This is a genomic window from Polyangium mundeleinium, from assembly GCF_028369105.1.
Classification (GTDB): Bacteria; Myxococcota_A; Polyangia; order Polyangiales; family Polyangiaceae; genus Polyangium; species Polyangium mundeleinium.
The window spans coordinates 12,654,717-12,676,068 of record NZ_JAQNDO010000001.1 but is presented as its reverse complement, the minus strand read 5'-3'; the positions used below and the strand labels follow the sequence as shown (position 1 = coordinate 12,676,068).

Here is a 21,352-nt window from a genome sequence, read left to right as displayed (position 1 = left end):
ACGACGGCACGATCGGCATATTCTCCCCACGATGCAGGGTCCGGTTTTACCGGGCCCCCGTGCTCCCGCGCGCGGATGCTGCGTCCTTGAACTGGAGGGAACGTGCCGCTCTCGAAAGGGTCCTTCATCGCGGGTCGTTTCACGATCGAGGATCTCGCGGGGAAGGGCGGGATGGGCGAGGTGTACCGCGCCCGGGATGGGCTCACCGGCGCGGAGGTCGCCCTCAAGGTCCTGAACGAGCAGACGGATGGATTCGAGGCGCTCGAGCGCTTCGCGCGGGAGGCGCGGCTGCTCGCGGAGCTCGATCATCCCGGGATCGTCTCGTATCTCTCGCATGGCCAGGCGGAGGACGGCCGGGCCTTTCTCGCCATGGAGTGGCTCGCGGGGCAGGACCTCGGCCAGCGGCTCACGCGCGGGCCGCTCGCGCTGAGGGATTGTTTGACCCTCGCGAAGTGCGCCGCCGACGCGCTCGCCGTCGCGCACCGCCGCGGCATCGTGCATCGCGACATCAAGCCGACCAACATGTTTTTGCGGGACGACAGGCTCGACCGCGTCACGCTGCTCGATTTCGGCATTGCGCGCCAGGCGTTCGCCACGACGGGCATCACCGGCACGGGATTCATCATGGGGACGCCGGGCTACATGGCCCCGGAGCAGGCGCGCGGCGACTTCGATATCGGGCCGAGCGCGGACGTCTTCTCCCTCGGATGCGTGCTCTTCGAGTGTTTGACCGGAAAACCCCCGTTCGTCGCCCGCGACCCGATCGCGCTCCTCGCCAAGGTCCTCTTCGAGGATGTGCCCGCGGTCGAATCGCTCCGCCCCGATACACCCCCGGAGCTCGCGGCGCTGCTCGCGCGGATGCTCGACAAGAATGCGCTCGCACGGCCGGCCGACGCGCACGTGCTGCACGAGGAGCTCGCCGCCCTCACGCTGCCGGCGTCCGGGGACACGTCGTCGCCGCATGCAGCGAACGCCACGATTCCCGGCGCGGCGCTCAGCGGCGAAGCCATGCAATTGCTCTGCGTCGTCGTGGCGGTCCCGGGCGACGCGCAGGCGCCCAGGGATGCGCAGGTGCACGCGGAGACGGAGCGCTCGCCGGGCGTCGCTCGTACGGCCCTGCGCGCCCGGCTGATCGGCCTCGGCGTGCGCGTCGAATGGCTGGCCGACGGCTCGCTCGCCATCGTCGTGCCCCCGTCGCAAAGCGCGATCGACCAGGCCACGCAAGGCGCGCGTTGCGCGCTCGTGATCAAGGAGGCGTGGCCCGAGGCGCGCGTCGCGCTCACCACGGGCCGCGGCCTGTTCAAGAATCGCCTCCCCGTCGGCGAGGCGATCGACCGCGCGGTCTCGCTCCTCCACGCACGGATCGAAAAAGAGCGCGCCGCGCCCTCGCCCGCGGAGACCCTGGGCGTCTTGATCGACGAGCTGAGCGCGAAGCTCCTCGAGAGCCGCTTCAGCATCGAGTCGACCGGCGTGCGCTGGCGATTGCACAGCGAGCGCGCGGGCGGCGTCGACGCGTCCCGCCCTCTGCTCGGCAAGCCCACGCCCTGCGTGGGGCGTGAGCAGGAGTTGTCCATCCTCGGCGCGACGATCGACGGATGCATCGAGAATGCGGAGCCACGTGTCGTGCTCGTCATCTCGCCTCCCGGCGTGGGGAAGAGCCGCCTGAAGCACGAACTCTTGCGCCGGCTCCGCGCGCGCTCGCTCGACATCGAGCTCATCGACGCGCGCGGCACGCCGATGACCGCGGGCTCGCCTTATGGGTTGTTCGTCGATGTGCTTCGCGGGCTCTCCGACATGTGTGTCGGCGACCCCATGCCCCTGCAGGGGGAGAAGCTGCGGGCGCGCGTGGGCAGGCACCTGCCGCCCAAGGACGCGGAGCGCGTCGCCGAATTCCTCGCCGTCTCGTGCGGGCTCACCGCCTCGGAGCCGAGCGCCGCGCTGCTCGCGGCGCAGAGCGACCCGAAGCTCATGAACGAAAAGATCCAGGAGGCGTTTTTGCGCTTTTTCCGCGCGGAGTGCGCGGCGCGCCCCTGCCTCCTCGTGCTCGAAGATCTGCACTGGGGAGACCCGGCGTCGGTCCGGCTGGTCGATACGGCCCTGGGCGAGCTCAAAGAGCTGCCTTTTTGCGTGCTCGCCTTCGCGCGTCCCGAGGTGACCCACATTTTTCCGAAGATATGGGAGCGACGCTCGATCCAGCAAATACGTCTCGCGGCGCTCGGAAAAAAGGCGGCCGAGCGGCTGGTCGCCGCGGTGCTCGGCGCGGACGTCGCCAAGAGCGCGGTGGCGCGTATCGTCGAGCAGGCCGCGGGCAATGCGCTGTTTCTGGAAGAGCTCATTCGTGCCGCCGCCGAAGGCAAATCCGAGGAGCACCCGGACACCGTCCTCGCGATGCTACAGGCGCGGCTCTCTTGCCTCGATCCGGCGATTCGACGGGTGCTCTGCGCCGCGAGCGTCTTCGGACAAACCTTCTGGCGGGGCGGCGTGTCCGCCCTGCTCGGCGAGGAGCGGACCGTCCAGCAGACGGATGGCTGGCTGAACGAGATCGTCCAGGCGGAGCTCGTCGAGAAACAACCCACGAGCCGCTTCGCCGGAGAGGTCGAGTATCGTTTTCGCCACGCGCTCCTGCGCGACGCGACGTACGACCTGCTCGCCAAGGACGACCGGACGCTCGGTCACCGGCTCGCGCTCTCGTACCTGGAGCGTGCGGGGGAAACCGAGCCGGTCGTGCTGGCCGCGCATGCCTATCGCGGCGGGGACATGGAGCGTGCGACGCACCATTATCTCCGCGCGGCCGAGCAATCGTACCAGAGGGACGATCACGACGGGCTCTGGAGCGCGGTCGAACGGGGGCTCGCGTGCGGCGCGAGCGGGGCGGTGCGAGGGCAGCTCCTCGCCTTGAAGCTCGAGGTGTGCTTCTGGCGCGAGGGCTGGGAGGCCCAATCTCGCATGGGCAGGGAGGCGCTCGAGCTTTTGCCGCGCGGCAGCGTCCCCTGGTGCAGGGTGCTGAGCTTCCTCGCCCACGCGCTCCCCAACATGGATATGGGGCAGGAAATGACCGTGCTCGAAAGCGCGATCTGGGGCACGGACCCCGAGCCTGGCGCCGAGGCGAGTTATTGCCAGGCGGCGTCGATGATCTTCCACATGCTCACGATGATGGGTCGCCTCGAGCGAGCGCTCCGCGTGCGGGTGCGGCTCGACGCATTCACCCCGCGCGTGCCGGAGAGCGCGCTGTACGAGCTCGGATACGTCTACAATGGTCGATCCACGTTCGAGTATTTCCTGGGGGACGATCCCTTCCTGGCCTACGCGGATTCGATCCGGATGGAGGCGGCGTTCGCAGGCGCGTCGGCCAGGCGCTGGCAGAGGATCGGGCAGATCGTCCTCGGCATTGGGCTCTCGGCGGTCGGCGCGGCCGAGGACGGGGAGAGGGAGCTGCGCGAGGTCATTCGGCGAGGGCTCGACGCAAACGATCCGTGGTCGGTGACCCTCGCCCGGCTGTATCTGGCGCGCCTGCTCGCGGAGCGCTGCAAGCCGGAGCAGCGGGACGAGCTCATCTCCCTGGCGAGGCAGCTCATCGAGCTTCAGGGCACCAATGGCGTCGTGGGGCCGGCGTATGGCGCGCTCTCGCGGGGCCTCCTCGCCGAGGGGCGCCTCGCCGAGGCATGGGAGGCGACCGAGAGCGCGCTCGCGAGAATGGCAGACTTTCGCTGCTGGCGCCCGGAGGTCCACCGGACGCGCATCGAAATACGTCTCCGCGAGGGGCACCCGGAAGCGATCCGAAGCGCCGCGGAGGAAGGCCTCCGCTGCATCACGCACCTCGGCGGATGCGTCGGCCATTCCGAGATCCCGCTGCGTCTGGCCATCGCGGAGGCGCTCGCCGCGGACGGTGACATGGAGGCGGCGCGCCGGGGGCTCGAGGCGACGTTGTGGGTCATCGAGAGGCGCGCTGCCAAGATCGAGGACGCTGATTTCAAGGAGCGTTATCTCGCGGTTCCGGAGCACGTCCGCGCGAGGGAGCTCGGCCGCGTTTGGCTTTCGTGATAGGCAGCCCGGCGACTGCTGCCTCCGGCTTGACACCCCGCACCCGAAGCGGGACAACGCGCCCCTCATGTCAGCTCGAATCATTTCCCTATCGATGCTCTTGTGGATCGCGGGCTGCGGCGGCGCGCCCGCCGTGGTTGCTCCGCCTGCGTCCGCGACGACGGAGGACGCGAAGGCGACGAGCACGTCCTCTGCATGGGTGAAGGATTCGCCCTTCGCGGGGCAGGCCCCGCCGCAGGGCGCCGTGGATTTCGTGGCGCTCGCGGATGGATCGTTCGTGGTGGCGCTGTCGTACGCTTCCGAGGCCGAGCCGTTTGTCCTGCTCTCGGGGAACAAGGGCGCGTTGTCGAAGAGCAAGGCGCCCTGGACCTGCGCAGGCGGGCCGGCGGAGATCGACGCGAGCGGGACGTCGTTATGGGTGCATTGCATGGGCCCCGAGGAGCCTGCGCGGGTCCATTTCTGGCACAGCGCCGATCTCGGAAAGACCTGGACACGCGTCGGCGCCCTCGACGGGGCGATCGCGCTGGGCTCGTACGCAATGGCCGGCGACAAGATGTACGTCTCCGGGACGTTCGAGGGTCAAAAGGCGCGTCTGCTCGTTGTCGCGCGCGGAAGGGATGGCAAGTTCTCCCGGAGCAGCGCCAAGGAGACCCTCGGCTGGCCGGCGGACGTGCAGCCGACCCTCGCGGCGTCGGCCGACGGCAGCACGATTGCGCTCCTTGGCCGCGGCAAGCCCGGCGAGTTGTGGGTCGCGGCGTCGACGGATGGGGGGGCTACCGTCCATTCCGTCTGGAGAGGGGCATCGGAATCGGCCTCGCCGCCGTCCAGCGCTTCGATCGAAAACGGGGTGCTCACGTTCCTGATGCAGCAAGACAGCGGGCCGGTGGGCATTGGAGTGATTGAGCTCGCCGATGCGAAGCAGAGGAGGGTGTCGCCGTTCCCCTCCGCAGCGGAAGATGCCTGCGTGGCTGGACCCCACGTCGTGGCGCGGCTCGAGGGGGGCGATTGGGTGATCTCCAGCGACGCAGGCGGGTCGTTCACGAAGCTCGCCGCGCCGCAGGCCGAGGAGATGGCCGCCCTGGAGTGCTCGCCGCGCGGGGCACGGTATGGGTCGCAGTTCCTTGGGTGGTGACCCGCCTCCCTCATGGGGCGTGGGTGCCGGGGGGAGGGGGCGCGGAGCGGGAGCGGCATTTCCCGCCTTCCAGGGCGCATGTGTAGGGCGGCGCTTCGATGCGCGGCGGCGTGCTCCAGGGCGGGCAGAGCACGCCGGACGGCAGGACCCGCGCCGCCTCGCAGCGATCACCCACGGTGCACACGTTCTTCACCGTGGCCAGCTCGCCGCGCGGGACCTGCTCGCCCTCGCCCTCGGCGACGAACCACCCGTCCTGCGCATTTCCGGTCATGAGGGCGCAGCCGGCCCACGCGTCGCAGACCATCGCGGGGAGGCATCGCTGCTCGACCGGTACGCGCATGGGCTGTCCGTCAGGGCCCGTCGCCGTCGCCTCGCAGAGGCCGTCGCGGCAGACGGCGCGCGTGGGCCCCTCCGGGCACGCGAGCGGCGGGCACGCCGAAGGTGGGTGGGCCGCGCAGGTTCGCTGCAGATCCGCGTGCCAGCGGCGCGTGCCAGGCGTCGTCCCGCAACCCGCGCAGCACATGTACGCGCCCGCGACCTCCACCCGCGCCACGGCGCAGTCGTCGTCCCGCGTGCAGGCGCGCTCGACCTTGGGCGGCGCTCCCGCGGCGACCCCAGCGCCGGGGGTGGGAGGCGCGGAATCGGCCTGGGTCGCCGCGGAATCGGTGGTGGACGCATCGGCGCGCCGATCGGGCGCGTGGCAGGACCCCAACAGCAAACCCGTGCTGGCGACCAGTGCGCGTGAGCGGAGCAGCACGTTCATTCTCGTCATATACCCCTCTGCCCGCAACGATCGACCCCCCGTCCCCTCATCGCGCGGTCACTGGCACACGCCATAGGCGACACACACGCCGGAGACGCAGGCGAGCCCGTGCGCACACGGGCAAGCCTCGCCCGGGCTTCCCCATTTCACACAGAGGCTCTTCGTCAGGTCGGTGGGGTCGGACACCGTGCAGTAGGCGCCCGCGGCGCAGGAGAGGGACGTGCAAGGCTCGCCGGGCTGGGGATAGGGTCGACACGCGCCCTGGCAATCGCTGCCGGGCGAGCATTCCTCGTGGCAGTAGAGCCCCGGCTCGCATTGGACCTTGGGGAAGCTCGCGCTCGTGCAGGCGGCGCCGTCCGGTAGGTACGTGGGCGCCGTGCATACCGCGCTCTCGTCGCAAAGGAGGTCCGCGCGGCAAAAGCCCACCGAGCAGCTTTCGCCCTCGGTGAGCCCGGTGGGCCTCGTCGCGCAGGTGCCCCCCTTGCACCAGGTAGAGGCGCACATGGCGTCGTCCGAGCAGCCCGCGCCGTTGGCCGCGAGCGTCTCACAGACCCCTCCCCTGCAGGAGAGCCCGTCCGCGCAATAGTTGTTCGCATCGCACGACGCGCCGGCCTGGCCGCGGGGGACGCATGTGCCCCATGATGGGCCAGAATCGGTGTGCTTGCAGTACAGCGTCAACTGGCACTCGATTCCGTGCGAGATGCATTCCTCCCCCAGCTTCTTGCCGGGGGGCTGGCATGTCCCTTCCCGGCAGCTCCCCTCGACGCAGAGGTCCGTCGCCTCCGTGCAGCTCTCGCCGTCTGCGCGGGCGCGTTTGCAGACGCCGCAGGTCTCGAGGACGCTGTGGTCGCAATGGCCGCTCTGGCATTGCACGTTGGCAAAGCACACATCGCCCAGCGTGAAGGTGCCCTTCTTGTCGTGTCCGGGATAGAGCAGGTCGCCGCCATAACCGACGCACGAGGGGAACACGCCTCCGCCCAGGCAGGGCGAGGCATCCATCTGGTCGGCGCAGGCCTTGATGTCCAGGGGCGTGAGGGTGACGCCCGGCGCCGTGGCAATGCCGGCGCACGTGTCGACATAGGCCTGCTCGTCGGCGGCGGAGGGCAGCACGCTGGGGCCGGTGCAGCGCTCGGCGAATGCGACGCGCCGGAGGAAGAGGTCATGACAGGCAGAGACGACGTCGGCCGGTATTTCGACGGAACCGCAGGCTGGGACGACGAGGTCGTGGCAGGCGGCGTCGAGGTTGGGCGGTGTTTCAGCGGCACCGCAGCCGAGCAGCAGGAGTGCGAAGACGCCGGCGACGGAGCGCGCCCACGACCCTCCTTGCAGCGGAAGGGGTCGTCCCATGAACCCCGCTCCAGCGGCCCGAGAAGGACGCTTTCGTCCGGGTCGTGAACTCCCATTCACAGTTGGATCCTTCCTCATGAGGCCTTCCACTTTTTTCCTTGGAACGGATGGTTGGCACGTTGCGTGCTCCGCGCCCGCCGGCTTTCTTCCAGGAGGATCCAATGCGTATCATTTCGTGGATGCTGGTGTCTCTGCTGATCGCTGGGTGCAGCGACGCGGCGACGAACGATCCCTCGAATCCGAGCTACGGGCCTGGCGGGTGCCCCCTGGTCACGTTCAACGAGGGCGTGGACGAGAGCGGGACGAACGGCATCGTCGCGGATGCGAGCGGCGTCTACTGGACCCGCGCGGACTCGGTATGGCGCGCGGATCCGGGCGGCGCCTCGCCGAGGCGCCTCGCGCAGGGGTTCACGGAGGCGTACACGCTGGCGATGGACGACGAGGCGCTGTACGTCGTGGACTATGCCGAAAAGCTCGTACGGATGAACAAGGACGGGGGCGGAGCGGTGGTCCTCGCGCAGGATTCGATCGGCGCGGTCGCGGTGGATGAGGACAGCGTCTATTTCATGTCGACGGCGGGCCTCTTCCGGACACCCAAGGACATCTCCAAGATCGAATCCCTCGCGCCGATCTCGAGCGTGGGTTCCATCGCGGTCGACGATATGCACGTCTACGTGCGCACCCTCGGCAACGTGGACGATCCTTCGGGCCACATCGTGCGCGTGCCCAAGGCAGGAGGCGCGATCGAGGAGATCGTGCCTCCGACCGCGGTTGCATACCACTATTTTGCCCAGGAGCTCGCGGTGGACGGGACGAACGTCTACTGGGTCGAGCCCTCGGCCGGTACGCTGATGAAGGCCCCGAAGGAGGGGGGCACGTCCGTCGTGCTGGCCAAGGACCTCGCCGATCCCGTCAGCCTCACGCTGGACGGCGAGGACGTCTACGTCACGCTGCGCGGCAAGGATGACGGCTCGCTCGACGAACGGGGTGTCATTCGTGTCCCCAAGGAAGGCGGCGACGTGGCGGATGTCGCGCGTGGCTCGCAGATAAGTGCGTTCGGCGTGGCGGTGGGTGCCGAGCACGTGTACTGGACCGCGCGTGTGACGAGCGCAGGCGTCACCGCGAGCTGCAAATGAGGCAAGACGAACGCTGAACGCGACCTGGCGCCCCCCTGCCGACTTGGCGCCCTCCCCGCTATCTTTTGCACAACGTGCACCCGCACACCCGCACCGCGCCGTGGGGGCACGCTGTGCCAGGGCCCGGCCGCCGGGAGCCGTCGGCTTCAGCGCCTCAGCGTCCTAGACGAGCACCTCGCTGATTTCGTCCCAACTCCAGAGTGTCGCACCGCCATCGATACCGATGCCCCGCCCCGTGCTCGTGCGACACGCTGACGACAAGGTTTGTCGCCGGCCTTGCGCACCATGGCGTCGACGTGTAGGGTCGAAGGCATGGTTCGTCCTGGCAAAATTATTTTTTACCTCGTATCAACCACGTTCTTTCTGACGGCCGTGATCGCGGGCTGCGAGAGCAGCGACATCTTCATCGGCAGCGACTGCATGCACGACGGGAAGCAGGTTCTCGATCCCGCCTGCTGCCCCTGTCCTTTGCCGGAAGATTGTCCCAACGGCCCCAAGCCCATCCCTGCGGGTTGCCCGAACGCACCTGCACCGGATGGCGGGACGGGGGGCGAGGGCGGCATGTCGTCCCTCTGCAACGACGGCGCATGTGTCTCGGAGCCACCCGACGACTGGATGTCCGTCGCCTTCTTCTCGGACTGGAGCGATCCGCCGATTTGCCCCGAAGACACGCCGATCCTCGCGTTCGAGGGCACGCCGGCCCCGCCATCGCCCACGTGCGGCGCCTGCTCGTGCGACGCGCCCGACGGCACGTGCAAGCTCCCGGCGACGTGGACGATCAGCTCCGCGCCCTGTTCCGATCCTGCGGGCGGTGTCAAGACAAACTTCAATCCGCCGACAAACTGGGATGGCTCCTGCAACCAGGACAAATCTTTCCCCCTCGACATGCTTTGTGGTGGTTCTCCCTGCGTCCGTTCGATGACGCTCGAAGCCCCCGTGATCGAGGAGCAGCCGTGCACGCCACACGTGAGTGGAGATTCCGAGCAGCCGCCCCCGAAGTATTGGCCCGGCGGGCCGGAAACACCCCTCGGCCGCGTCTGCAAGAGTGACAAGCCCTGGCCGACCTGCGTGAATCAGAGCGGGAAGGTGTGCGGACCGGCCGCCGACGGCTACGCCTCCTGCATCTTTCGCGAAGGCGAGCACCTCTGCCCCGAGGGCTGGGAGGATCGGCACCTTCTTTATGGTGTCATCGACGACGACCGGACGTGCTCTGCCTGCACGTGCGATCCGCCGACAGGCGGGGTTTGTCAAGTCAAGTGGCACACGTTTGCCGGCGCCGCGTGCACGGCAGAGAACGCGGCGAACGACGTTTACGCGGGCATGATCCCCCCCTGCAACGACTACATGCCGGGCGTCGCGCTTGCCGGAAAGTCGGCGGAGATCCTCTCCTACACAAAGGGCACCTGCGCTCCGAGCGGCGGCGAAGTCGAGGGCACCTTGTCCCTTGACAAACCCGCGACGGTTTGCTGCGCCCTGGTCACGAGCTGAGCCGCGCGCCTCCCGCTCAATTGAAGAGCGGCTTGCGTCCGTGGTCGTGGCCGAGCGTGTAGAACAGGTAGAGGCCCACGCTCCCGATGAGCGGGCTCACGTCCCAGATGGGCGCGCCGCCGCCCCGCAAGCTCGGTATCGAGAGCGTCTTCAGCACGTCGAGATACACGCGCATGTAGATGCCCGTGGTCAACCGTAGCTCGTAGCCAGCGCGGAACCCCGCGTTCGAGAACCAGGTCTGGCCGTCCGCCGGGTAGGCCATCGTGCTCGTGCCCTCCCGATCGTCTCGGTACCCCTGCGCTTCGAGCTTCGCGGATGCGTATACGCCGCAGCCCATGAAGCCGCGGCTCTCGTAGCAGAGCGCGATCGGCACGATCATGCCGTTCCAATCGACCTGCGTGACCTCCGCGGGCTTCCGCCATCCACCCCATAGGACCTGGGTCTCGAACAGGATCACGAACGGCGAGCGCCGGATGCCCGCCGAGAGCGCAGTCATCCCGGTCAACCCAGGGCCCACGCCGTACGAGGCTCCGGCGCCGGCTCCGATGAAGAAGTTCGTGAACAGGCGGGTCTCCGCCGGGACGTCCGTGGCCGTGCTCGATGTGCCCTGCGGTGGAGGCGTGGACGGCGGTTCTTCCGCGTTTGCCAACGAGGACCCAGCAACGCTGAATGTCGCGATTGGAACCAGCACTGCCCCAAGGCGCCGCGAGGAGGAGGAGCTCATGTCTCGTCTATATCTATATCCTGCTGGTCCGCTCCACGCCTACCCTTCCTCGGTACCGCTCGCTCCCTGCTCCATGCGTCCATGTCGCATCGCTTGTCCCGCTGAACGAGCGTCGCCTAGGATGCCCGCCATGGCCCACTCCCTGGCCACCACCGACAACGAGTTCGAGGCCGCGACGCATCCGACGACCCTCGGCGTCCTCGTCTTCGTCCTCCGTTACGAGGACCTCTGCGCGGCGGACTCCGTGGCTTTGCCTCCGCTCACGCACGACGGCGCCGGCTTCGAAATCGGGCGAGCCTCCGAGGTCCGGCCGCCCGCAATGGAGGGAAGAACCTTTCTCCTGCCCGACCGTTTCGTATCGCGCGTGCACGCCCGCGTGGTTCGTCGTGACGGCAAGGGCTTCCTGGAGGACGCCGGGAGCAAGTTCGGCACGTTCGTCCGCGGTGAGCGCATTCAGGGGCCCGTCCCCCTCGCCGACGGCGACGTCGTGGAGATGGGACAGTCGCTCTTCGTGTATCGGCTGGTCGACGAGCCAACGGCCGTTCGTATGATCACCCAGCGCGCGGGGGTCGCGTTTGGCCCGACGCGCACCCTTTGCCCCGAGCTCATGAGCCTCGTGCTCGACCTCGCCCGCCTTTCGCGCTCCGATCAGCCGATCCTCGTGCTCGCCGAGACCGGCGCCGGCAAGGAGGTCGTCGCGCGGTACGTGCATGACAAGAGCGGCCGCGCGGGGCCCTTCGTCGCCGTCGATTGTGGTGCCATCCCCGAGCACCTCGTCGAGGGCGAGCTCTTCGGCCACCGCCGCGGCGCGTTCAGCGGCGCGCACGAGGAGCGCAAGGGCCGCATTCGCAGCGCGGAGGGGGGCACGGTGTTCCTCGACGAGATCGGCAATCTGCCCGGGAGCGCGCAGGCGAGCCTGCTCCGCGCCATTCAAGAGAACGAGGTGACGCCGGTGGGGGCCGATCGGGGGCAAACGGTGGACGTGCGGTGGATCGCCGCGACGAACGTGGACGTCTTCTCCGAAAGGAGCGCCTTTCGTGCGGATCTAAGGGAGAGGCTCGCCGGGTACGTCGCCATGCTCCCGCCGCTTCGAAAGCGCCGTGAGGATCTCGGTTTTCTGGTCGCGCACCTGCTCCGGCGGCGGGGCATCGAGCGCGCGTCGATCACGAAGCCGGCGGCGCGCGCGCTCTTCTTTGGCGACCTGCCGGGCAATGTGCGCGAGATCGAGCGCACCCTCGGGAGCGCGTCCCTGCTCATGGGCGACGGTCCGATCGACCTGCGGCACCTGAGCGCCCTGCGGGCGCGCGCGGCGAGCAAGACGGAGGAGCCGGAATCGGAGCCACAGGGCGCCGAGGTGATGGATGAGGCGCGGCGCAACAAGAAGCGCCCGCCGCGGGAGAGGATCGAGGCGGCGCTGTTCCGGGCGCAAGGGTGCCAGGTGGATGCGGCGCGTCTGCTCGGGGTGCACGACAGGCAGCTCGCGCGGTGGATGGATGCGTACGGGATCCCGCGATCGCGGAAGGGCACTTCCGGCGGGTGAGGCGATGTCCCGCGAGGGCGGGATCGTTTTCCGGAAGGCCGGGGCGGTAACCCACATGGGCGGGGTCATGTTCCGCAAGGGCGGGCGGGCGTCCCACGACGGCGGGACGGCGTTCCACGACAGCGGGTCGACGTTCCGTGACGGCGGGACGGCGTCCCACGACGGCGGGGCGGTGTTCCGCAAGAGCGGGGCGGTGTTCCACGACGGCGGGGAGGCGTCCCGCAAGGGCGGGGTCATGTTCCGCAAGGGCGGGGAAGCGTCCCACGACGGCGGGTCGGCGTTCCGCAAGAGCGGGTCGGCGTTCCGCAAGGGCGCCCAAAATGTCCGGACAAATTCGGACAAGTTCTGGACAAATCTCCCCGCGCCGCCCGTGCGTCTCCCGGCCCGCGCGTCGCGCGATCTTTTCTTTCCGTGGGATTTCAAGCGGTTCGCGCCTGCGCGCGGGGATTGTCGAAGCTTGGCATTCCTCGTGCACACCCTCGCGCCCGACGCGACGTCGTACCCCCTACCGCGTCAAGGGAGGAATCATGACTGCAACGTTGATCGTGAAGAGCTCGCATCCCCGGAAAGGTTTCACCGCCATCACGCAGCTCGGCCTCAAAGCTTTGCAACTGGCACTCACGCACGCCGCCACGATCTCGCCGCGGCTGCCGCAGGACTTGGTCGAAGGCCTCAAGAATGACATCGAGAGCTTCGGAGACGTCGTCCCCGGCGTGAAGCAGGCCCGGAGCGAGTCGGTCGCCGCCACGAGCGGGCAATTCGCCGCGCTCGCAGACGGACACGAGCGCGCGCGGCAGGTTCGCGCCACCCTCCGCCGCGTCAAGGCGCCCGCTGACGTGAAACGTGCCTATGGCGTGGGCCGGAAAATGAGAAAGGACAGCGTGTCCGACGTGAAAGCAGCGATCCAGCAGATCCTCGAACGCGCCAAGGAAAAACCGGCCGAGGCCGAGGCGCTCGGCATCGTCCAAAAGGACCTCGACGGCCTCGCGCTTGCGCTCGCCGCGATCACGGACGCCGATGCGAAGCAGGACCAGAGACGCGCGAGCGCTCCGCTCACGACGCAGGAGCGGAATCGGATCGGGAATCGGATCCTCGCGGCCGTCGCGCGGATCGAGGGCGCGGGACGGCTCGAGTTCGCGAACGACGCCACGAAACGCGAGAGCTTCGAGGCCCTCGGCGCAGGGCCGAGGGGAAGGCGGAAGGTGGACGTGGGGAGGGAGGTCGGGGAGGCAGGTCAAGCCATCATATCGGTGCAGTCCCACCCTTCTTGAGCAATTTCGCGGCAACGCGAAACAGGTCCGGCATGTCGATGCGGTCGTCCTTTCGGCGCATCATGACGCCGATTCGTTCGAGAGCATGGTAGAGGTCTCGCTCAGTCGGGGATTTCCCCGGCGCGGTGTGGACGGGAGGCAGGTAGCCACCCGTCTTGGCGTCCGTCATGGCAGACTGGAGCGTACGCGCCTGGCGCCAGACGTTGAAGACCTTCTCATCCTCCTGCGGTAAAAGTAACCCCGCCAGCGGCGCCAGCACCCCCTTGATCCACGGGAATTCGTCGTGAAGCTGATCCACACGCGTCTTCGATGCAGCTCGGAGACCGTGATGTATGCCCGCGGGGGTGATGACTCGGTCTGAGGGGGCCGCGCCATGCCGGGCGGCGGCTATCATGAGGCCAAGGAAACTTCGGGGTGTGACCTCGTTGAATGCGTCCGCCAGGTGCTTCAGGGGCCACTCGTAGGTTCTGCCTTTCTTGTAGCCATGAACCCCCTCGGCCATGTAAGGGCCCGCCATTGCCGTCATCAGGTTCTGTTGCTGGGTTGCATCCTGCCCTGGTGACCAGAGGCGCCTGAGGATTTCCTCTCGGGAGGCTGTTTGCAAACCGAGCCATTTCAAGAGGCGCTGGAACGAGGTTTGCGCGTCACCGAGCGCGATACGCGAGAAGAGGAGGCCATAAAGATCGGTCTCCGACCAGGTGAGCCGCACGGCGCCAGCTCGTAGCTTTGGCAGCTCGACGAAGCGCACCGCGTCGTCCTCGATCTGATCAGGGCGCAAGAAGAGCTTCACCCGGACTGCACGGTATGCCCGCATCGCCCATACGACTTCTAGCAACGCCTGTGTCAACAGCCGTCGCCGTGGCCAGGATGTCGCCATCGTATCGAGGGCATCGTAGACGATGACCAACTTTCTTCCGTGCTCCTGCAGGCCGCGATCCATCGCGGTGAGCTCCGCGGCGCGGGTGTCGAGCTTTCGTGCCCGTGGCAGGAGCTTCGGGAGGCTGGAAAGCTGCTTACCCTGGGCATTATCGATGGCATATAGGATGGTCGCCCAGAAAAAAACGCGCGCTTCCTCGATGTCGGCGCTCGCGGGGACGCATTGATCCAAGGTCTCGCGCCCGATGCTCGGAGGTGAATCGAACCCGGTATAGCCGAACTGAACGTCGAGACTCGTCAAGTGTAGCCGGGGATATGCCGTCGCCGCGACGGCGCGCAGGTCGTCGGCACCGAGCACCCCCGCCCAGAAGCTCTTGCCGGTGCCGCGAGCGCCGGAGACGATCGGCGTACTGGGATCCAGCGCCGTGGCATGTGTCGCCGGTGCATAGAGCTCATCGAGGGTGGGCGCGGATGCGCCGATGGCGTCGTGCGAGACGTCGGGGGGCAGTGCGGCGATTGCCGCACGAATTGCGTGGAGGTCGGCAACGGAGGGTTTCAAGCGTCACCTCCGGCAGAAGTCGCGTCACCTGACATGACGAGCGCGTCGATCCATTCGATGAGGGCACCGAACGTTGCGCGATAGACGGCTTCCGACAGAAGGTCTCGTCGTCCGAGTGGCTCGAACCGTTGGAACCGCGCATCGTACAAGATGGCGAGCGGATCAGGGACAGGAGATGCAGCGGGCAGGACCGCATCATCGCTCAGTTCTTCGTCCCACGGTACGTCCCCGAAGGGGCCAGCCGGGAGCACGACCTCGTTTACCGCCGCCTCGGGAGCCGTCACGATTCCTGCGGCGATGAACAATTCGTGACACGACTGCACGAAACTCGCGCGCTCCTCGGCGTCGATCGGCGCTTTTCCCTGGACGATTGTCAATCGTTCCAACCATTCGGGTGTCTTGGCGGTGGGAGATAAAAAGCGGGCGAGATGCGCGAGCATCGCCTTGTAGCCCTGAAAGGTCTGTGCCTCGTCGAGCCCGAAGAGGAGAACCTCGGCACCGAGCCCGAGGACAGCGGAGGCCGTGCTCTCGTGGAGACCCGCTCGTGCATCGATCAGAACGGCATCGTAGCGTTCAGGGTCCGCGCAACGCTCGACGATGGCCCGAACCTGTTCGAGCAGCGTCGCCACCGATCCGTCCTGTCGAACATCTTCGGCATAGGCCCGGGCAATCTTTGCGAGAACGTCGGCAGGGTTTTCGAGGCTCCGTCGACCGAACGCAGGTATGACATCAATTCGGCCTCGCTTGCCCGCGAGTTCCGACGCGCCAATGAGGTCGGCGTAGAATGTTTCATCGAGACCCGTCAAGCCATTCTCGACCAACGCATCGAGCATTCCGAATTCGGGCACGGTCTCCTTTGTCAGCAACATCGCACCGAGTCCAGGCGCCTCCATGTCCAGGTCCACCGCCAGGACCCGGCATCCCCGTCCAGCGAGGTGCGCCGCGACGATGGCCAGAGCCGTCGACCGACCGACCCCACCCTTGAGGCTCGCAAAGACGACGCGCGGGGGCGGCCCTGCTGGAGGGTTCGGCGCATGCAACCAATCCGCGCCTACCAGGCGTCTATCGACCAAGCGTACCGGAAAGTGCTCGACCAGGACGGTGAGAGCGCTGGCGTCGGCACGCACGGCGGCCGACCCGTAGTCGTCCGAGCCCGCGATGACACGATCGGAGCGGGCGTAGGCGCCCAATGCATCCCGTAAGGTCGCCGATAAGCTCTCCGCTGTGATCTCGTCGAGCGGAGCGGCGGAAAAAAAGGCCAGGCAGCCAGCCGCGTCGCGGAGCACCGTGCCGTCCCTCATCGCAGCGTCGCCCAGCGTCGACCTGATCACGTTGGTGAGGATCGGCAGGCTGTCATCAAAACGGACGGTCTTCATGATCAGGTATCCATGGCGCTGACGGCGTCCTTGGCCTGCGCTTTCCATGCGCGGATCCACTCGTCGCGGATTTGCCTCGCGTCCGAATATCGCATGGAGATATGCCAGTTGTTCATGAACGAATCGTCGAAGACAAACCGGTAGAGCGCGCCGGTCGATCTCCGCCGCCCCTCGAGCGCATCGCGGAGCAATGTGCGAAGCTCAGGAAAATGGGCAAACCAAATCTTGTCTTTGTCGTGCACGGCTGGCAGGGGGAGCGGGGCGATCATGTGCTTGACGGCGCACTCGGCCGCGATACCGTAGAGATATCCTGCGACGTCTTTGCGATGGCCAGGCTCGGCGCATAACATCTCCGCGGCCTGCAGGTGGCGGCGCGCGGCATCCGGCAGCTTCGCAATAAACGCCATCAGCCGTGCCTAGTCCATTTCCCGAGCTGACTCAAGCTTCCAAAGGGGCGTTCGCTGGTGAAGAGCGTAGCTGGAGTCGAGCAGAACACCGCCCCGAGTCGAGCCACCGACCGGCGCGGGAGGGATCCATGCCCTCCGGACAGGCCCAGCCTCGCCCCCGAACCGCCTCGCCACCCGGCAAGAACCACCCTACAGTGCAGCGCGATGGCCATCGACGGCGTCGAGTTTCGTAGGGTCCTCGGGCAGTTCGCGACGGGCGTCACGGTCGTCACCACCCGCCACGAGGGCGTGCCGCAGGGCATGACCGCGAACTCGTTCACGTCCGTCTCCCTCGACCCGCCGCTCGTCCTCTTCTGCGCCGACAAACGCGCCCGCTCCGGCATGCTCGTCGGCGCGGCCGGCTGCTTCGCCATCAACGTCCTCGCCGAGGAGCAACGCCACCTCTCCGACCTCTTCGCCGGCAAGGGCACCGACGAGCACCGCAGGACCCTGCTCGACGAGATCGGGCAAGACGCCGTCACGGGCGCGCCCGTCCTGCCCGGTGTTCTCGGCTGGCTCGATTGCCGTCTCGAACGTGTCGTCGACGCCGGTGATCACGTCGTCTACTTCGGCGAGGTCGTGGCCGCCGGCGGCGGCGATCGGGCTGCGCCCTTGCTCTACTTCCGCAGCAGCTACCGCCGCCTCGGCTCGCTCTGATCCCTCCGCGCCGTCGGGGTTGCACCCGTTTGTCCGTGGTGGACGTCGTGCGCCGTCATCGTGCGACCTCGACGACCTGGAAAGGTGGCCGTTGAACAGCGCCGCCTGACCCTCTAAGGTACCCGCGAATCCCGCAAGGAGAGCGCATGGCCCTGGGTGACGTGGTCTTGGTGGCGACCGACCTGAGCGACTCCGCCGACGAGGCGATCAAGCTCGGACACGAGTACGCGAAGCGGGCGGGCGGCAAATTCGTCGTCTGTCACGTCGTGCACGAGGTGCTGCGCTCCGCGCCCCTCTTCCCGCAGGCGATCCAGGCCGACATGGAGGCCTTGATCCACGCCGAGAGCCGCGCCGCCGCCGCGGTCGAGGATCGCGTGAAGGATCTCACCGGCCTCCCCAGCAGCGGCTTCGAGGTCCGCATCGAGAGCGGCGGCGCCGACGCCGCGATCCTCCGCGTCGCCGAGGACGTCAGCGCCACGCTCGTCGTCACCGGCAGCCGCGGCCTCACCGGCATCGCGCGGCTCCTGCTCGGCAACGTCGCCGAGCGGATCGTGCGGTACGCGCATTGTCCCGTGCTCGTCGCACGCCCGCACGCGCGGTCGAAGAAGATCCTCGCCGCGACCGATCTCTCCGAGCTCTCGCAGCCCGGCGTCGCGCTCGCGGGTCAGGTCGCCGCGGAGCAGGGCGCCGCGCTCACCGTGGTGCACGCGCTCGACGTTCTGCCGGCGCCGGCGCTCGGCTTCACCGTGCCCTTCGGCGGAGCGCCCCTCATTCCTCCGCCCGAGCTCATCGCGCAGATGCGCGACGGCGCGGACGGCGTGGTCGGGGGCATGATCGACCGGCTCGGGATCAAGGCCGATCGCCGCGTGATCGAGGGAGATGCCGCCACGGTCGTGATCCGGACCGCCGAGCAGCTCGACGCGGAGCTCGTCGTGGTCTCGACCCACGGCCGCACGGGCCTCGCGCGCGTGGCGCTCGGCAGCGTGGCCGAGAAGGTCGTGCGCGGAGCCCACTGCTCCGTCCTCGTTGCGCGCTCCCACTGACGTCCGCGGTTGACGCGGCGGCGCGCCAGTGTCACGGAAGCACCCGCGCCGGCGCCCGCCGGCCGCGCTTGGGAGGCATCATGGCGACCGATTCATCGAACGAGAAGGCCCCGACCGAGGACTGGAGCGTGCCCATGCTCCTCGGGCTCGCGGTCGTGGTCCTCGGCGGCTTCTTCGTGTTCATCAACGCGATCTCGCCCTGAAAGGCCGGGTCTCCCCGCGCGCCGGGGAGACCCTCCTTCCGCCTTCCGGGCAGGGCCGTCACTTCAAGAAGAACCCGACCGACAGCTCCGCGTTCCAGCGGATGTCGCCGATGATCCCCACTTCGCCGGCGGCCTGCGCGAAGAACCACTTCCGCACGTGTGCCCGGGCGCCTGCGCGCCCCGAGAACGCGAAGCTCACCGCCCCGTAATCGGCCTTGTAGCCGTCGATCGAAAGCTCGGTGTCCACCCAGTGGACGCCGCCGAGCAGGTCCGCGAAGATCGCGACCTTCGTCCACGCGTACTCGCCGCCGATTCCGAAGCGCAGCTCCTTCGCCGACAGCGACTGCACCGTCACCTTCCGCTGCGTGCCGCTCACGTCGTAGAACGCCGTCGAGTCGCTCACCTTGTAGGTCGGGAACGGCACGTCGAAGCCCACCGTCATCCGGATGTGGCTCATCACGAGGCGCAGGTCGTAGCGGAGTCCGAGCACCGTCGTGTTGTCGAAGGGCGGCTTGACGAAGGGCGCGACGAGCCCGCCGCCGCCGATCCCCTCGGCCGCGCCCTCCTCGAACTTGAAGGACGTCTTGGAGTAGGACCGCTGCCCCGCGAGGAAGCCCATCGTGAACTCGAAATGGTCTCCGTTGGCCCAGCCATCGGACTCCGGTTCCTCGTCCGAGGGGGGCGGAGGCGGGGGCGGCGGCGTGGGGTACTCCGGCACCTGGAGCGGCCGTTGCGGCGGCGGCGGGCTCGGGGGCGGCGCGGCCACCTCGATCGGGTCGGCCTTCTTTTCGCCCGGCGGCAGCGCTCGGGCGAGGACTCCGCCTGGGCGAGCGCGAGGGCGGGCGCGGCGAGGCCGATGAGGGCGAACGTGGCGAAGGACAGGGCGAACGTAGAAAAGCGGCGCATACGGAGCGGTTCCTTCCGGGGCGCATCGTACCCGAGTTTTCGAAACCGAAACACCGTCGCGGGAGAGGGCGTGAGGCCGCCCATGCAGGAAGCGTCCCATGCCGGGTCGCCAAACGATTGCGATTTTCTACGAAAGGCGCATTGACTCGTTGCGCCGGGTGCTCGATCATCAAAAGCCGCCTAGGAAAACGGGAGGGACCTCGATGATCCAGCAAGACCCATGGACGCGGCCCGCGGACGCGGCGCGGGAAGGACATGGCGCGCTGGAGGCGGAGCAGCGGTTCCACGACCTCCTGGAGCGCCTGCCGGCGGCGGCATATACGTGCGACGCCCAGGGGCTCATCACGTTCTTCAATCGGTCCGCCGAGAAGATCTGGGGGCGCGCCCCGAAGCTCCGCCACGAACAGGATCGGTTTTGCGGCGCGTTCCGCCTGTTCACCCCCGAAGGAGAGTTCCTCCCCCACGACCAGTGCTGGACGGCAAAGGCGCTAAAAACGGGCACGCCGCACAACGGCTGCGAGATCGTCATCGAGCAGCCCTCCGGCGCGCAGGTCGTGGCGCTCGCGCACGCGAGTCCGCTCCGCGATCGTCAGGGCCGGCTCACGGGCGCCGTCAATGTCCTGATCGACATCACCGACCAAAAACGCGCCGAAGAGGAGCGCCGCGAGCTCGAGACCCAGGTGTTCCACGCGCAAAAGCTGGAGAGCCTCGGCGTCCTCGCGGGCGGCATCGCCCACGATTTCAACAACCTGCTCACCGTCATCACCGCGCAGGCGAGCCTGGCCCTCGGCGAGGTGTCGTATCCCTCGCCGCTCGCCGCGATGCTGCAGGAGATCTCGATCGCGGCCGATCGCGCCGCCGACCTCGCCCGGCAAATGCTGGCCTATTCCGGGCGGGGTAGGTTCGTGACCCAGCACGTGCGGCTCGATACGGTCGTCCGGGAAATGGCCGTCCTCTTGCGGACGATCGTATCGAAGGGCGCGACGCTGGAGCTCGATCTGTCGCGCGCGTGCGTCGACGGGGACGCGACCCATTTGCGGCAGGTCGTGATGAACCTCATCACGAATGCTTCAGACGCGCTCGCGGGCAGGCCCGGCGTCATCCGGCTCCGCGCCGGCGTGCAAAAGCTCTCGGCGCCGCGGTTCTCGGCCTGCATGAAGGAGCCCCTTCCGCCCGGCGATTATGCCGTGGTGGAGGTCGAGGACTCCGGCGAGGGGATGAGCGAATCGGTCCTCGCCCGGATCTTCGATCCATTTTTCACGACGAAGGTGGGGGGCCGGGGCCTCGGCCTCGCCGCCGTGCTCGGGATCGTCCGCGCGCATCGAGGCCTCGTCGACGTGACGAGCCGGCCGGGGCAGGGGACGACATTTTCCTTGCTGCTGCCGAGCGCCCTCGAGCACGTGTCCATCCTGCCCGGCGCGAGCGACGAGGCGTCGCCGAGATGCCACTGCTCGCACGGCACGATCCTCGTGGTCGACGACGAGGACGCCGTTCGTCGCGTCGCGCACCGCGTGCTCGAGCGCGCCGGCTACCGCGTCCTCATCGCCACCGACGGCCGCGAAGGGGAGCGCACCTTCCACGAGCATCGCCACGAGATCAGCGCCGTCATCGCCGACCTGACGATGGGCGAGATCGGCGGGATCGAGCTCATCCGCGCGCTCCGCGCGATCGATCCCGCGCTGCCCGTGCTGCTCATGAGCGGCTACAGCAGCGAGGACTCGGCCCCGATCTCGTGCCTCGGCGTGCCGTTCCTCGCGAAGCCGTTCACCGCGAACATGCTCGTGGCCGCCGTGCGCGAGACGCTCGCGGGCCCAGGCGGGTGCGCCGGCATCTCGGCGGCGTAG

17 protein-coding genes are annotated in these 21,352 nt (G+C 68.2%); 10 read left to right on the top strand and 7 right to left on the bottom strand.

All coding sequences use genetic code 11. The features are described from left to right. Positions 1–102 precede the first annotated feature (102 nt). Both POL67_RS50190 and POL67_RS50185 read left to right on the top strand, forming a co-directional pair. Positions 103–4,041, top strand: a complete 3,939-nt coding sequence (locus tag POL67_RS50190; RefSeq protein WP_271929631.1) for a serine/threonine-protein kinase — start codon at positions 103–105, stop codon at positions 4,039–4,041. Positions 4,042–4,108: 67 nt separating this feature from the next. Then, a complete protein-coding gene (locus POL67_RS50185) occupies positions 4,109–5,173 on the top strand; it encodes a hypothetical protein (RefSeq protein ID WP_271929628.1) in 1,065 nt (354 codons plus the stop codon). A 10-nt stretch (positions 5,174–5,183) separates the two neighbouring features. Here POL67_RS50185 and POL67_RS50180 read toward each other — a convergent pair whose 3' ends face one another. Next, complete coding sequence (locus POL67_RS50180) at positions 5,184–5,945, bottom strand: hypothetical protein (RefSeq protein WP_271929626.1); 762 nt, start codon at positions 5,943–5,945, stop codon at positions 5,184–5,186. 48 nt (positions 5,946–5,993) lie between these two features. After that, positions 5,994–7,283: a hypothetical protein gene (locus POL67_RS50175; protein WP_271929624.1), complete on the bottom strand. Its 1,290-nt coding sequence runs from the start codon at positions 7,281–7,283 to the stop codon at positions 5,994–5,996. A 161-nt stretch (positions 7,284–7,444) separates the two neighbouring features. Here POL67_RS50175 and POL67_RS50170 point away from each other — a divergent pair, with 161 nt between their 5' ends. Both POL67_RS50170 and POL67_RS50165 read left to right on the top strand, forming a co-directional pair. Beyond that, the gene (locus POL67_RS50170; RefSeq protein ID WP_271929622.1) at positions 7,445–8,419 is read left to right on the top strand and encodes an SMP-30/gluconolactonase/LRE family protein; all 975 of its coding nucleotides are present in this window, start codon (positions 7,445–7,447) and stop codon (positions 8,417–8,419) included. 312 nt (positions 8,420–8,731) lie between these two features. Then, positions 8,732–9,907 carry a hypothetical protein gene (locus tag POL67_RS50165; protein ID WP_271929619.1) on the top strand — a complete coding sequence of 392 codons (1,176 nt, stop codon included), beginning with the start codon at positions 8,732–8,734 and terminating at the stop codon, positions 9,905–9,907. A 16-nt stretch (positions 9,908–9,923) separates the two neighbouring features. On the opposite strand, the gene POL67_RS50160 is transcribed toward POL67_RS50165, so the two are convergent. Continuing rightward, a complete protein-coding gene (locus POL67_RS50160) occupies positions 9,924–10,556 on the bottom strand; it encodes a hypothetical protein (RefSeq protein ID WP_271929617.1) in 633 nt (210 codons plus the stop codon). Positions 10,557–10,761: 205 nt separating this feature from the next. Between POL67_RS50160 and POL67_RS50155 the strand changes: the two genes are divergently transcribed. Next, complete coding sequence (locus POL67_RS50155) at positions 10,762–12,171, top strand: FHA and sigma-54 interaction domain-containing protein (RefSeq protein ID WP_271929615.1); 1,410 nt, start codon at positions 10,762–10,764, stop codon at positions 12,169–12,171. A gap of 527 nt (positions 12,172–12,698) precedes the next feature. Continuing rightward, positions 12,699–13,442 (top strand): hypothetical protein, encoded by a 744-nt coding sequence (locus POL67_RS50150; RefSeq protein ID WP_271929613.1) that lies wholly within the window; start codon positions 12,699–12,701, stop codon positions 13,440–13,442. Here POL67_RS50150 and POL67_RS50145 read toward each other — a convergent pair. From POL67_RS50145 to POL67_RS50135, 3 genes are read right to left on the bottom strand one after another with little or no spacing between them, the layout of a single operon-like run. Continuing rightward, on the bottom strand, positions 13,414–14,877 hold the full coding sequence (locus POL67_RS50145) for a hypothetical protein (protein WP_271929612.1): 1,464 nt from the start codon (positions 14,875–14,877) through the stop codon (positions 13,414–13,416). The two genes, POL67_RS50150 and POL67_RS50145, sit on opposite strands and share 29 nt — an antisense overlap. Continuing rightward, complete coding sequence (locus POL67_RS50140; protein ID WP_271929611.1) at positions 14,874–16,253, bottom strand: ParA family protein; 1,380 nt, start codon at positions 16,251–16,253, stop codon at positions 14,874–14,876. The genes POL67_RS50145 and POL67_RS50140 overlap by 4 nt, the downstream gene beginning before the upstream one ends. 2 nt (positions 16,254–16,255) lie before the next feature. Continuing rightward, complete coding sequence (locus POL67_RS50135) at positions 16,256–16,660, bottom strand: hypothetical protein (protein WP_271929610.1); 405 nt, start codon at positions 16,658–16,660, stop codon at positions 16,256–16,258. 204 nt (positions 16,661–16,864) lie between these two features. Between POL67_RS50135 and POL67_RS50130 the strand changes: the two genes are divergently transcribed. The 3 genes from POL67_RS50130 (at position 16,865) to POL67_RS50120 (ending at position 18,602) form a co-directional block, all read left to right on the top strand. Next, on the top strand, positions 16,865–17,356 hold the full coding sequence (locus POL67_RS50130; RefSeq protein WP_271929608.1) for a flavin reductase family protein: 492 nt from the start codon (positions 16,865–16,867) through the stop codon (positions 17,354–17,356). Between the two features lie 146 nt (positions 17,357–17,502). Continuing rightward, positions 17,503–18,399, top strand: a complete 897-nt coding sequence (locus POL67_RS50125; RefSeq protein ID WP_271929605.1) for a universal stress protein — start codon at positions 17,503–17,505, stop codon at positions 18,397–18,399. 80 nt (positions 18,400–18,479) lie between these two features. Continuing rightward, positions 18,480–18,602: a hypothetical protein gene (locus POL67_RS50120; protein WP_271929603.1), complete on the top strand. Its 123-nt coding sequence runs from the start codon at positions 18,480–18,482 to the stop codon at positions 18,600–18,602. A 58-nt stretch (positions 18,603–18,660) separates the two neighbouring features. On the opposite strand, the gene POL67_RS50115 is transcribed toward POL67_RS50120, so the two are convergent. Further along, positions 18,661–19,368 carry a hypothetical protein gene (locus POL67_RS50115; protein ID WP_271929601.1) on the bottom strand — a complete coding sequence of 236 codons (708 nt, stop codon included), beginning with the start codon at positions 19,366–19,368 and terminating at the stop codon, positions 18,661–18,663. Positions 19,369–19,711: 343 nt separating this feature from the next. Between POL67_RS50115 and POL67_RS50110 the strand changes: the two genes are divergently transcribed. Further along, positions 19,712–21,352, top strand: a complete 1,641-nt coding sequence (locus POL67_RS50110; RefSeq protein WP_271929598.1) for a hybrid sensor histidine kinase/response regulator — start codon at positions 19,712–19,714, stop codon at positions 21,350–21,352.

Bases quoted from the DNA above. Each gene is read 5' to 3' on its own strand.
- POL67_RS50125 (WP_271929605.1), top strand. From the start codon at position 17,503: ATGGCCCTGGGTGACGTGGTCTTGGTGGCGACCGACCTGAGCGACTCC.
- POL67_RS50165 (WP_271929619.1), top strand. From the start codon at position 8,732: ATGGTTCGTCCTGGCAAAATTATTTTTTACCTCGTATCAACCACGTTC.
- POL67_RS50110 (WP_271929598.1), top strand. From the start codon at position 19,712: ATGATCCAGCAAGACCCATGGACGCGGCCCGCGGACGCGGCGCGGGAA.
- POL67_RS50180 (WP_271929626.1), bottom strand. From the start codon at position 5,945: ATGACGAGAATGAACGTGCTGCTCCGCTCACGCGCACTGGTCGCCAGC.
- POL67_RS50185 (WP_271929628.1), top strand. From the start codon at position 4,109: ATGTCAGCTCGAATCATTTCCCTATCGATGCTCTTGTGGATCGCGGGC.
- POL67_RS50170 (WP_271929622.1), top strand. From the start codon at position 7,445: ATGCGTATCATTTCGTGGATGCTGGTGTCTCTGCTGATCGCTGGGTGC.
- POL67_RS50130 (WP_271929608.1), top strand. From the start codon at position 16,865: ATGGCCATCGACGGCGTCGAGTTTCGTAGGGTCCTCGGGCAGTTCGCG.
- POL67_RS50135 (WP_271929610.1), bottom strand. From the start codon at position 16,660: ATGGCGTTTATTGCGAAGCTGCCGGATGCCGCGCGCCGCCACCTGCAG.
- POL67_RS50175 (WP_271929624.1), bottom strand. From the start codon at position 7,283: ATGGGACGACCCCTTCCGCTGCAAGGAGGGTCGTGGGCGCGCTCCGTC.
- POL67_RS50140 (WP_271929611.1), bottom strand. From the start codon at position 16,253: ATGAAGACCGTCCGTTTTGATGACAGCCTGCCGATCCTCACCAACGTG.
- POL67_RS50150 (WP_271929613.1), top strand. From the start codon at position 12,699: ATGACTGCAACGTTGATCGTGAAGAGCTCGCATCCCCGGAAAGGTTTC.
- POL67_RS50155 (WP_271929615.1), top strand. From the start codon at position 10,762: ATGGCCCACTCCCTGGCCACCACCGACAACGAGTTCGAGGCCGCGACG.
- POL67_RS50120 (WP_271929603.1), top strand. From the start codon at position 18,480: ATGGCGACCGATTCATCGAACGAGAAGGCCCCGACCGAGGACTGGAGC.